Source organism: Pseudomonas sp. I8001 (assembly GCF_013385345.1).
Classification (GTDB): Bacteria; Pseudomonadota; Gammaproteobacteria; order Pseudomonadales; family Pseudomonadaceae; genus Aquipseudomonas.
In genome coordinates, this window is the sequence record NZ_JACAQC010000042.1 from 1 (window position 1) to 11903 (window position 11903).

At 61.7% G+C, this 11903-nt stretch carries 9 protein-coding genes; 3 read left to right on the forward strand and 6 right to left on the reverse strand.

The genetic code is table 11. The features are described from left to right. Window positions 1-51 precede the first annotated feature (51 nt). Genes xylB through HX839_RS25255 form a run of 5 tightly spaced genes read right to left on the reverse strand, consistent with a single transcriptional unit; the run spans window position 52 to window position 6044 of the window. Window positions 52-1527 (reverse strand): xylulokinase, encoded by a 1476-nt coding sequence (xylB, locus tag HX839_RS25235; protein WP_177067871.1) that lies wholly within the window; start codon window positions 1525-1527, stop codon window positions 52-54. A gap of 1 nt (window position 1528) precedes the next feature. After that, the gene (locus HX839_RS25240; protein WP_177067874.1) at window positions 1529-2521 is read right to left on the reverse strand and encodes a LacI family DNA-binding transcriptional regulator; all 993 of its coding nucleotides are present in this window, start codon (window positions 2519-2521) and stop codon (window positions 1529-1531) included. 21 nt (window positions 2522-2542) lie between these two features. Beyond that, on the reverse strand, window positions 2543-3484 hold the full coding sequence (locus HX839_RS25245; RefSeq protein ID WP_177023386.1) for an ABC transporter substrate-binding protein: 942 nt from the start codon (window positions 3482-3484) through the stop codon (window positions 2543-2545). 33 nt (window positions 3485-3517) lie between these two features. Continuing rightward, a complete protein-coding gene (locus tag HX839_RS25250) occupies window positions 3518-4486 on the reverse strand; it encodes a ribose ABC transporter permease (protein WP_177067872.1) in 969 nt (322 codons plus the stop codon). Window positions 4487-4511: 25 nt separating this feature from the next. Beyond that, entirely contained in the window at window positions 4512-6044 is a 1533-nt protein-coding gene (locus HX839_RS25255; RefSeq protein WP_003209705.1) for a sugar ABC transporter ATP-binding protein, read from the reverse strand. Between the two features lie 409 nt (window positions 6045-6453). Here HX839_RS25255 and HX839_RS25260 point away from each other — a divergent pair, with 409 nt between their 5' ends. The 3 genes from HX839_RS25260 to HX839_RS25270 are packed head-to-tail and all read left to right on the forward strand — an operon-like array spanning window position 6454 to window position 9455. Further along, window positions 6454-7809 (forward strand): HAMP domain-containing sensor histidine kinase, encoded by a 1356-nt coding sequence (locus HX839_RS25260; RefSeq protein ID WP_134326643.1) that lies wholly within the window; start codon window positions 6454-6456, stop codon window positions 7807-7809. After that, a complete protein-coding gene (locus HX839_RS25265; RefSeq protein WP_008430409.1) occupies window positions 7794-8177 on the forward strand; it encodes a response regulator in 384 nt (127 codons plus the stop codon). Before HX839_RS25260 ends, HX839_RS25265 begins: the two co-directional genes overlap by 16 nt. Window positions 8178-8186: 9 nt before the next feature. Next, window positions 8187-9455 carry an EAL domain-containing response regulator gene (locus HX839_RS25270; RefSeq protein WP_003209700.1) on the forward strand — a complete coding sequence of 423 codons (1269 nt, stop codon included), beginning with the start codon at window positions 8187-8189 and terminating at the stop codon, window positions 9453-9455. Here HX839_RS25270 and HX839_RS25275 read toward each other — a convergent pair. Next, window positions 9436-11586, reverse strand: a complete 2151-nt coding sequence (locus HX839_RS25275) for a methyl-accepting chemotaxis protein (protein ID WP_177067873.1) — start codon at window positions 11584-11586, stop codon at window positions 9436-9438. The two genes, HX839_RS25270 and HX839_RS25275, sit on opposite strands and share 20 nt — an antisense overlap. Window positions 11587-11903 lie beyond the last annotated feature (317 nt).

Consider the following 11903-nt stretch of genomic DNA (forward strand, 5'->3'; position numbering starts at 1 on the left):
GGAACCAATAGCAGCCGTTACCCAAATAACGGATATACACCCAAAACCTCCCTAATCGTGCAAAGCCTTAGCCGCCCCCAACAACCCCCGAAACTTCAAATATCGCGCCTGCAAAACAGCCTGTTGAGCGCCGTCCGGGAAAAACCGTTGCTTCACCGGCATCCCCGCCTGCAACAGCGCCGCACCCTGGCCGCTCGACAGGAACCCCAACTTCGCTGCACCAATACACGCCCCCAACTCACTGCCATGCAACGTATAAATCTCCCGCCCAAGAATATTGGCCAACAACTGCGCCCAATACTCACTGCGCGCCCCACCACCCACCAACGCACAAGCCCCCACCGTGGCCCCGGCCGACTGCACCGCATTCAGTGCATCCAGCAACCCGAACCCGACCCCCTCCATCACCGCATACCCCAACATAGCCGGCGTGCAGTCATGCCCCAGGCTCATGAAACCACCCCGCAACAACGGGTCGTTATGGGGCGTACGCTCCCCCGCCAAATACGGCAAAAACAACGGATTAGAAACCGGCACGCCCTGCCCGATCGGCCACTCGGCCTGCACCCGATCCAGCAACGCCTGCTCATCAACCGACCCCGTCAACCGCGTCACCCACCGCAAGCAACTGGCCCCGGCCAGCATGGCGCCCATGGTGTACCAGCGATTAGGCAAGGCATGACAAAAACTATGCACCGCACTCGCCGGATTCCCCGCCGAGTGATCAGTAATCGCCACGATGGCCGCACTCGTCCCCAACGTGATAAACGCATCACCCGCATTCACCGCCCCTATGCCCACCGCCGCCACCGGGTTGTCCCCGCCACCGCCGGCAATCACCAGGCCCTCGGCCAAGCCCAGTCGCCCCGCCGCAGCCGCATTCAAACAAGCACTGGCCGCGCCACCTTCTACCAGCCGTGGCATCTGCGCCCATCGCAAACCCGTGGCCTGCAGCATCGGTTCAAACCATTCACGGTTGGCCACATCCAGCCACAACGTCCCCGCACCATCGGACACATCACTCACGCGCTCACCACTCAGGCGCAGGCGCAGGTAGTCCTTGGGCGACAGCACGCAATCAATGGCGCTGAATACCGCCGGTTCATGCTCCTGCAACCACAGCAGCTTGGGCGCCGTGAGACCGGCCATCGGCAAGCTGCCGGTGACGTCGGCAAACTCACTGCCCAAGGCTTCAGCCTGGGCCATGGCACGGGAGTCATCCCAGAGAATCGCCGGGTACAACACCCGGTCGTCTTGCCCCAGCAATACCGCCCCGTGCATCTGCCCGGACAACCCGATGCAGTCGACACGGCCGTAGGCATCCGGCTGATCAGTGCGCAGTTGGTCCAGAGCCTTCAGGCATGCTTGCCACCAATCCTCAGGCGCCTGCTCGGACCAGCCTGCGTGCGGGCGTGAGACCGTCAGCCGCGCGCCCGCATGGGCGAGGACGTTGCCTTGCTCGTCCATCAGGATCGCCTTGAGTTCCGAAGTGCCGAGATCAATGCCAAGGGAAACCGCGTTGTTCATATCAGGGGCAGCCGCATGAGTTACGAATCTTCAGGGTGGGCGCGAGCCGCACGCTGTGTGTTTTACGCTTGGGCGACGCCATGCGCTCAAGCAGCAGGTTGACCGCCCGGGCGCCGAGTTCCTGGACCGGCTGTGCGATCAGGGTCAGGCGTGGCACAAAGAAATCCGCCCAGTCAAAATCATCGAAGCCCACCAGGGCCATCTGCCCGGGCACGTCGATATTCGCATCACGCAAGGCGTGCATCGCACCCAGGGTCATCAGGTTGTTGCCCGCCATGATTGCCGTGGGCGGTGTTGCCAGGGCCAATAACTGCGCGGTCGCTTGCCGTGCCGGCTCGCTGCTGGAGCCGCCGTTGACCAGCAACTGCGGGTCAAACACCAACCCTGCCGCCTGCAACGCGGCTTGATAGCCGGCCACTCGTTCATCGGAAGTGCAGAGCCCCGCGCGCCCGGAAATAAAGCCGATGCGCCGGTGGCCATGCTCGATCAAGTGCGCCACCAAAGCCTGGGTAGACAGGGTATTTTCCACCCCGACCTGATCGAAACGATCACACATCATCCGGTCCACCAGCACCGCCGGCACTTGATTGGCCTGCAGGTATTCCAGGGCCAGCGAACCGGTAGACGGCGCCAGCAGAATGCCGTCCACCCGCCGATGGTGCAGCGCCGTGACCACACGCAGTTCCTGTTCGGGATCGTCGTGGGTATCGACAAACAACATCATGTAGCCGTGCTTGGCGCACTCGGTTTCAATCGCGTGCACCGTTTCGCTGAAGTAGTGGTTGGACAGCGCCGAGATCGCCACGCCAATCGTATTGGTGGTGGACCGCGCCAGGGAACGCGCCAGCGTGTTGGGGATGTAGCCCACCTGCCGGATCGCGTCCTGCACCGCTTGCACCGTGTCCGGGCTGACCTTGCGGGTGCCGTTCAAGACGTGGGAAACCGTCGACGTCGACACCCCTGCAATTCTTGCCACATCCTCCATGGTTGCCACGGTGCTCACTCCTGGTTTCTTTTAATGTTTGCTGGACCAACCGCTGTAGGAACCTACGTTATCGCGGGTGATCAATTTTGGCGCCAGCAGGGTAACCGCTTCGGCGGGTTGTTTGTCGTTGAGAATGTCATTGCCGACATTGACGGCGGTCTGGGCCATGGCCCATGGGTCCTGGCTGGCGGAGGCCTGGATCAGGGTGTCGGTCTTCAAGGCATTCTCGATGTCCGGCGCGCCGTCCACGGAGGTGATGATGATGCCGCTGCGTTTCAGTTGCTTGGCCGCCAGGTCGCTGCCGATGGCTTGCGGGTCGTTGATTGCGAACAGGCCGTCGATTTTCTGGAAGCGCGTCAGGTAACCCTGCATCACGTTCAAGCCGCCTTCGCGGGAGCCTTTGCCGTCCTGGTCATCTGATAGCACCTTGATCTCCGGGGCGCTGGCCAGCGCGGCTTTGCACCCTTTGACCCGATCGGTCACGGCGGTGACTTGCGGGCCGTTCTGAATGATCACATTGCCCTTGCCCGACAGTTTGTCGACGATGAACTGGCAGGCGAGCTTGCCAGCCTCGACGTTGTCGGTCTGCACCGTGGCATTCACGCCCTTGGCGTCGACGTCCACGGCCACCACCACGATCCCGGCATCACGGGCTTTCTTGATCGCCGAGGCCATCGCCGACGGGTCGACGGCGTTGAGCAGGATCAGGTCGACCTTGGACGAGATGAAGTTGTCGATCTGCGAGAACTGCTTGCTCAGGTCATAGTCGGCCGACACCGAGGTGACTTTCACCGCCGGGTTCAGCTCCTTGGCCCGCGCCGTGGCACCGTCGGCCAAGGTCACGAAATACGGGTTGCCCAGGGACCCCATGCTGATGCCGATGGCTTTCAGTTCACGGGCTTGCACCGCCTGGGACATCAACACGGCAACGCCCAGGGAGGCGACAACAGGAAACATGCGTTTGAAGTTCATGATGACTCTCTTGTGATTGTTGTTTGAGTGAAATCAGGTCCGCGCACCGGACTGGCGATAGCGATCCAGCGCTACCGCGCCAATGATCACGATGCCCTTGATGATGTACTGCCAGATATCCGAGACGCCCAGCAGCACCAGGCCGTTGGTCAATACCGCGATGATCAGCGCACCAATCAGCGTGCCGCCGATGGTGCCGACGCCGCCGGTAAAGCTGGTGCCGCCGAGGATCACTGCGGCAATCGCATCCAGCTCATAGGATTGCCCCAGCTGCAGGCCATTGGCGGCGAACAGGCGTGACGCGCTCATCACCGCGCCCAACCCGGCCAACGCACCGGACATGGCATAGACGAACAGCAGGACCTTCCACACCTTGATCCCCGACAGCCGCGCCGCTTCCGGGTTGCCGCCCACGGAGTAGATTTGCACCCCCATCACCGTGCGCCGCAGGATGAACCACGACAGCGCAATCACGGCCACGGCAATGATCACCAGCCAGGGCACGCCCAGCACCGAATCGTTGCCAATAAAGGCAAACGGCAAATCAGGGTTGAACACGGTTTTGTCGTCGGCCAACAGGCGTGCCAAACCGCGCATGGCGGTCAGCGCACCCAGGGTGACGATAAACGGCGGCAGGCGCATGAAGGCGATCAGGCCGCCGTTGACCAGGCCCAGCAACAGGCCGAAGCCAACCCCGGCGGTAATCCCGAACATGCCGAACTGCGGTGACATCGACGCTTGCAACGCAACCACAGCCGAAGCCGCAAGAATCGCTCCCACCGACAAGTCGATGCCCGCCGTGAGGATCACAAAGGTCATCCCCGCCGCCAGCACCACGTTGACCGACGCCTGCTGGGTGATGATCGACAGGTTCTGCACCGTCATGAAGTTTTCGCTGGCCAGGGCAAAACCCACCAGCAGCAGCACCAGCACCGGCAACATGCCCACCGTGCGCATCAGTTCGCGAATACGCTCAGCCTTGCCGATCGTTGCCACAGTCATGGTGTTGCTCCCGCTTGTCGTTGAATTAGCCATGGGCGGCCACCTGTTCGCTGCCGGTGGCGAGGTCGATGATCGCCTCCTGGGAAATATCCAGCCCCGATGCCCCGCCCACTTCGGCCACCAGTTGCCCTTCGCGCATGATCAGCACGCGGTCGCAGGTGCCGATGATTTCCGGCAGTTCGCTGGAGATCACCACGATGCCTACGCCGGCCTTGGCCAACTGGTTGATGATGCGGTAGATCTCGGATTTGGAGCCTATGTCCACGCCACGGGTGGGCTCGTCGAGGATCAGCACGTGCGGCTTGACCTCCAGCAGCCGTGCCAGCAGCACTTTCTGCTGGTTGCCACCGGACAACGCGCCGACGTTGACCTTGCCCGACGCCACGCGGATCGACAGGGACTTGATCGCATCGCGTGAGCGTTGTGCGGCGTGGCCACGGTCGAGCACGCCACCGGCATGGGCATCCGGCACACACGCACAGACGTTGATGTTGTCGGCCACGCTCATGTCGAGAAACAGACCCTGGGCCTTGCGGTCCTCGGTGAGGTAGACGACACCGGCACGAATCGCATCCGCCGGGTTGCGCAGTTGGGTCACGGTTTTGCCGACCACCTCCAGGGTGCCGGAGGTGCGTGGGTCGGCGGCAAAGATCAGCCGTGCCAGTTCGGTACGCCCGGCGCCCACCAGGCCGGCGATGCCCAGCACTTCACCGGCGTGCAGGTCAAAGCTGCAGTTGCGCACGCGCTTGCCGTCGGCCATGTCACGCACGCGCATCACCACCTGGCCGGGGTCGTAGGCCGCATGTTCCTTCTTGTAGAAACCGGAGAGGTCGCGGCCCACCATCATCTTCACCAGCACTTCGGCCGACAGCACGTCCCGCGCCAGTTCGCCGACGTACTCGCCGTCCCGCAGCACCGAGACCCGGTCCGACAGCTCGTAGATTTCCGCCATTCGGTGGCTGATGTAGATGATCGCCAGGCCCTGGCTGCGCAGCTGTTTGATCAGCGCGAACAGGCGGTCGGTCTCCCGGGAGGACAACGGCGTGGTGGGCTCGTCCATCACCAGGATTTTTGCGTGGGCATGCAAGGCCCGGGCGATTTCCACCAGTTGGCGCTCGGCGATGGACAGGCTGGCGACGCGGGTGGTGGGCAGGAACTCCGCACCGAGCCTTGCCAGCACCTCGGCCACCCCGGCTTCCATGCCCTTGCGGTCGATGGTCCAGCCACGGCGCAGTTCACGGCCCAGGTAAATGTTCTCGGCCACCGTGAGGTTCGGACACAGGCTCAGTTCCTGGTAGATCACGGCAATGCCGAGGGCTTTGGCGGAGGCTGGGTTGTAGCTGGCGACGGGCTGGCCATCGATGCGGATGGTGCCGCCGTCGTCGGCCTGGTAGGCACCGGAGAGGATCTTCATCAAGGTCGATTTGCCGGCGCCGTTCTCACCCATCAAGGCGTGGATTTCACCGGGGTAGACCTTCAGGCTGACGTTCTTGAGCACCCGCAGACCATTGAAGGTCTTGCTAATGCCCTGCATTTCAAGCAAGGGTTCAAGGCTCATGACTGAGCTCCTGGTTTTATTATTGTTGTGTTCGGGCGTTTGCCGATGGCAGTCATCGGCAGACCTGATTGCTGCCGACTCTAATCAGATACATTTGCTTACGCAAGCGCTTGCGTCAGCCGTTTATCGTTTGATTAAACGTTTCACCTGATGAATAAATGTTCATCCAGCGACCTGGAGTGACTAATTGCAGATAAAATCCCCGTTTTTCCACCTTCACCTATCCGATTGAGTGCTTTTCTAAAAATAACACCGCGTTTGGCCACTACGATCCCTGTCAGTTGCGGTTTATCTGCTATCGTCCAAAGACCTCATCTCCTCCTCATCGCGCCTGCGCGATCTTCTGTGAGCATGCTCTGCGGCGCCGCCTTTGGCAGCGTCGGGCCTGAAGTTCACGGAACACTGCACGATGGACAACTCTTCAGTCGACAGCCCGGCGGAGCCGCAATCCCGGGCTGAAAAAATCGTCGAATTCAAACGCCAGAAAACCCTGCTCAAGGCCGGCGCCTTGCAAGATGCGATCTTCAACAGCGCCTACTTCTCCAGCATCGCGACCGACGAAAAAGGCGTAATCCAGATTTTCAACGTCGGCGCCGAACGCATGCTTGGCTACGCCGCCGCCGATGTGCTGAACCGCGTCACACCGGCCGACATTTCCGACCCCGCCGAGCTGATCACCCGCGCCGCTGCCCTCAGCCTGGAACTGGACACACCGATCACGCCGGGCTTTGAGGCCCTGGTGTTCAAGGCCTCCCGGGGCATCGAAGACATTTACGAACTGACTTATATCCGCAAGGACAACAGTCGCCTGTCGGCCATGGTGTCGGTGACCGCCCTGCGCAACCGCAACGACGCGATCATCGGCTACCTGCTGATCGGCACCGACAACACCGCGCGCAAGCAGGAAGAGGCGCAACGCAAAGGTTTCGAGCGTGCCCTGGAAGAGAAAAACCTGGAGCTGGAACACGCCAGCCACATGAAGTCCGAGTTCCTTGCCACCATGTCCCACGAGCTGCGCACGCCGCTGAATGCGGTGATCGGTTTTTCCGAGGCGCTCAAGGACGGCCTGGTGGGCGACATGAGCGATATCCAGCGCGAGTACATCGGCGATATCTTCACCAGCGGCCAGCACTTGCTGTCGCTGATCAACGACATCCTCGACCTGTCCAAGGTCGAGGCCGGCATGATGGACCTGGAACTGGAAGCCGTGGAGTTGGCCGGCCTGTTGGCCAACAGCCTGCTGATCGTGCGGGAAAAGGCCGCATTGCAGCGCATCCAGTTGAAACTCGAAAGCCCGGACGACTTCGGCGCGCTGGAACTGGACCTGCGCAAGACCAAGCAGATCATCTACAACCTGCTGGCCAATGCGGTGAAGTTCAGCGAGCACGGCGGCTCGGTGACCCTGTCGGTACGCGAGGTGAGTCGTGCACAAGTCGGGCAGGTTCTCGGCGACTGGCCCACCTATGGTTTTGCCCTGCAGCCCAGCGAGCATCAACAGTTCCTTGAATTGAGCGTGAGCGACACCGGCATCGGGATCGCCCGGGACGACATGAGCAAGCTGTTCAAGGCCTTCAGCCAGATCGACAGCAGCCTGGCGCGCAAATTCGAAGGCACGGGCCTGGGCCTGGCGATGGTCAAGCAACTCACCGACCTGCACGGCGGCAGTGTCGCCGTGGCCAGCCGCGAAGGCGAAGGCGCGCGATTTGTGGTGTGGCTGCCGCTGCACCGCGCCGCAGATGCGGAGGCCCCATGGCCGAAATCCTGATCGTCGAAGACAACGAGGCCAATATGCGCCTCGCCCGCCTGTTGCTGGTGAACGCCGGCCACAGCGTGTTGTGGGCCGCCGATGCCGAGACCGGGTTGACCCTGGCCCGGGAAAAACAACCGGCATTGATCCTGATGGACATCCAGTTGCCGGGCATGGACGGCCTGGCAGCCACGTCACTGCTCAAGCAGGACCCTCATACCGCGCACATCCCGGTGATCGCCCTGACGGCCATGGCCATGAAGGAAGACCGTGACAAGACCCTGCGGGCCGGCTGCGATGCCTACATCATCAAGCCCCTGCGCTACAAAGAGCTGTACCAGGTGATCGACACGCTGCTGCAAAAGAACATTACTCCCTCGACTTGAGTCCTCTCCATGGCCAGCCAACCCGCAACGCTGTTGATCGTTGATGATGAAATCCAGGTGCGCAAGCTGCTCGAAACCCTGCTGCGCCACGAGGGTTACCAGACCGTGAGCGCCGCCAGTGGTGAAGAAGCCTTGCAGTTGGTGGCGCAGCGGCCGCCGGACTTGATCCTGCTGGACATCATGATGCCGGGCATGGACGGCTATGAAGTGGCCAACCAGCTCAAGGGCAACCAGGCCACGGCGAACATTCCGATCATCATGCTTTCGGCATTGAGTGAGTCCAGCGCGCGGCTCAGTGGCCTGGAAACCGGTGCTGAAGAATTCATCAGCAAGCCGGTGGAGCGGGTCGAGTTGTGGCTACGGGTACGCAACCTGCTGCGGCTCAAGGCCCACGGCGATCGGTTGAAAAACCATAGCCAGTTGTTGGAGCAGCAACTTCAACACCACCAAAATGAGTCCTCGCGGTTGAATGTGCATGACCTGGCGCGCCTGGACCTGGAAAAAGCCCTGCGCCTGGCGGTCGAGCGCGAAGAATTCGTGCTGCATTACCAACCCAAGGTCGAACTGGCCAACGGTCAGGTGTGCGCCCTCGAGGCCCTGCTGCGCTGGGACCGGCCCGGTTACGGTGCAGTGTCTCCAGCGGTCTTCATACCGATCCTGGAAAGCCAGGGCTTGATCGTCACGCTCGGGCGTTGGGTGATCGACAACGTGTGCCGCCAGATCGCTGCCTGGCAATCCGGCACGGTGGGCGCGGTGGAGGTATCGGTCAACGTTTCGGGCCATCAATTGATCGAGGGCGACCTGATTGCCGATATCGCCCAGTCCCTCGCCCAGGCCGGCGTGGAAGCGCATTGGCTGGAAGTTGAATTGACCGAAGGCTCGCTGATGGAGAACACCCAGCACACCATCGCCAGCTTGCAGCGCCTGCGGGCGATGGGGGTGAAGATCTCCATCGACGACTTCGGCACCGGCTATTCCAGCCTGGCCTACCTGCGGCGGTTCCCGATTGATACGCTGAAAATCGATATCGCGTTTATCCGCGAAGTCACCAGCAACCCGCAGGACGCGGCTATCACCCGCACCATCATCGAACTGGCCCACAGCCTGAAGCTGCGAGTGGTGGCCGAAGGCGTGGAAACCCAGGCGCAGCTGGAGTTTCTGCGGGAAGCCGGCTGCGATCAGATCCAGGGGTATCTGTTCAGCCGGCCTTTGCCGATGAAGGAGCTGGAGCGCCTGCTGCTGGATAAGCGCAGTCTGGTCAGGCCGCAGCCTCACTGACTTCGAACAACCCCACCAGCTTCTGCAACTTGTTGGCATTGACCCGCACGGTTTCCGCGCTGGTCTGCAACACCCCTACGGTCAGGCGCATTTGCTCCGAAGAGTGGCTGACCTGCTTGATGGTCTTGCCATAGTCGAGGCTGCGGGCGTTGAGCTGCTGGATGATGCTGAACATGCTCTCCACCGCCTGGTGCAGGTGCACGTTCTCCGAGGAGGCGTCCTCGGCCAGGCGCAGGCTGCTGTCGACGTTGGTCACGCCGTTTTCCATGAAGCCTACGGCCTTGCGGGTTTCGCCTTGCAGGCCCTCGACCATCTGGCGAATGTCTTCCGCTGCCTTGGAAGTGCGTGACGCCAGGGTGCGGACTTCGTCGGCCACCACCGCAAAACCGCGGCCATGCTCGCCTGCCCGCGCCGCTTCGATGGCCGCATTCAGGGCCAGCAGGTTGGTCTGGTTGGTGATGTCGCTGATCAACCCGGTGATGTTGCTGATCTGTGCCATGCGGCTGTCCAGCAGTTGCACGCTTTCCGAGGAGCGCTGCACCACATCGCGAATCGACTGGGTGCCGACCTGTACCGCGAGGAATTGCTCGCGGGCCCGGCTGACCACCTCGTCCATGGCCTGCTTCATTTGCTCGGCGCTCACCGAGGCTTGCTGGATTTCTCCCAGTTGCTCTTCAACGATGATCATCATGCGGTGGGTGGCGTCGGCCACTTCATGGGACATCAACCCGGCCGCCTCGCTGCGGCCGAGCATCAATTGGTTGGTGTTGCCAACGCTGTGGCTGGCCTTGACCACCTGGCCGACCACCGAATCCAGGCGGTCGATGAAGCTGTTGATCCAGCGGCTCATGTCGCCGGTTTCGTCGTTGACCATGCGCCCGCTGTCCAGGCGTTGGCGCAGGTTGCCCTCGCCTTCGGCAATGGTGCGGATGACCTCGGTCATTTCATTCAGGCGTGCGGCCAGGCGCCTGGGGCCCAGGCGGCTGAACAGCAAGGCCGCGACGACCATGCTCAGCACCTCGCACGCATCGGTCCAGGCGGCGGGCAAGCCACTGTAGTGACGGACCAGGAAGTTGCAGGCAAACAGGCCGCCCATGGTCGCCAGATAGGGCTTCATCAAGCCGTGGCTCAGGGAGCGCCGGCGGTAGACCTCTTCCAGGTCGGCCTCGCACATCATGCCCCAGCGATCCGGCGAGCCCGGCAGTTCGAAGGTCACGCCCTTGCCCACCACCGGGATGTGACGGTAGTCGGAATAGCCGGGATAGGTGACAAACAGGTTCGAGCCCTTGCGGATGGTTTCCCGCACGCCGGGGTGCAGTTGTTGGGTGGCGGGGTCGATAAACCGCAATTCCAGCTCGGTGTGGCGCTGGATCTGTACGGTTTTCCAGGGTGTGTGCACGCCGCTCTTGAGATTTTCACCGTGGGTGAAGGTGCCGTCCTCGAAGCGTGAGCGGGACAGCGCAATGCCCGGCTGCAGCGCCGGGTCGAAGCGCGATTGCACCATGAACAGGTAGTTATCGCCGGACTCGGGGAAGATATGCCCGGCCTCGCGCTGGATCAAATCCCCGAGTATGTCGTTGGGCACCCGACCGCAGAGGCAGCCGACCACCCTGCCCTCGCGGGTCAATGGTTGGTAGAACATCAGGGTCACTTCGTCATGGAAGCGCGAGGACGAAGGGCCGATCTGCAAGGTCAGCGGGTCGCTGTAGGGACCGTGGAGGAATGGCGCCTTGAGCCCGGCGGCCAGGGCTTGTTGATTGAGCGCGCGGTGACTGGCCTGGCTCCAGGTACTCGCCAGTAATTCGCCCTTTGGGTCGACGATAAACAGCTCGGAGAAATCCCCGGCCTGGTGCAGTTTTTCCAGCAGCAGGCTGTTGTCGGTGAGCACGGAATCGCGGGCCAGTGTCGTCGCCAGTTCGTTGAGGTGTTCCCACTGTTCGCGGGTCCAGGTTTGCAGGAGTTTGACCCGGGTTTCGGCAATGGCCTCGAAGGTTTGCTCCATCACCGGGTACACCGCGCGGTTGAGGTGGCAGGACCAGCCCATGGCGAACTTGCCGGTTTTGCCCCACCAGGGCAGCCAGCTTTTCTCGGCGGAAGATAACTGCATCGTGCTGCTCGACAGGCTGCTCATGGCGGACTCCGGGAGTGATGTCTAATTGCCATATTTCAAGGCAATTAATGCGCCAATTAGCTAGCTTGCTATTGATTAGGCTGTTTGGCCTGCCATGCGGGTCAACGGGAGCGAGCTTCCTCGCTACAAAAAGCTGCATGCAATCAAGAGCATGCACCAGCGGGTGGCAGTGAGATCGCTTGTCGGGTGGGATGTCCCAGGGGGGGCCGTGGTTTTCGAGATCGAATATCGGCGGAATTTTGGGGGCATATCCGTTATTTAGGTAATGGCGGCTTATGGTTTCGCTCTTACAGCGAGTCACTTTGCAAAAGCGGCAA

Bases quoted from the DNA above. Each gene is read 5' to 3' on its own strand.
- xylB (WP_177067871.1), bottom strand. From the start codon at position 1,527: ATGAACAACGCGGTTTCCCTTGGCATTGATCTCGGCACTTCGGAACTC.
- HX839_RS25245 (WP_177023386.1), bottom strand. From the start codon at position 3,484: ATGAACTTCAAACGCATGTTTCCTGTTGTCGCCTCCCTGGGCGTTGCC.
- HX839_RS25250 (WP_177067872.1), bottom strand. From the start codon at position 4,486: ATGACTGTGGCAACGATCGGCAAGGCTGAGCGTATTCGCGAACTGATG.
- HX839_RS25255 (WP_003209705.1), bottom strand. From the start codon at position 6,044: ATGAGCCTTGAACCCTTGCTTGAAATGCAGGGCATTAGCAAGACCTTC.
- HX839_RS25260 (WP_134326643.1), top strand. From the start codon at position 6,454: ATGGACAACTCTTCAGTCGACAGCCCGGCGGAGCCGCAATCCCGGGCT.
- HX839_RS25265 (WP_008430409.1), top strand. From the start codon at position 7,794: ATGGCCGAAATCCTGATCGTCGAAGACAACGAGGCCAATATGCGCCTC.
- HX839_RS25270 (WP_003209700.1), top strand. From the start codon at position 8,187: ATGGCCAGCCAACCCGCAACGCTGTTGATCGTTGATGATGAAATCCAG.
- HX839_RS25275 (WP_177067873.1), bottom strand. From the start codon at position 11,586: ATGAGCAGCCTGTCGAGCAGCACGATGCAGTTATCTTCCGCCGAGAAA.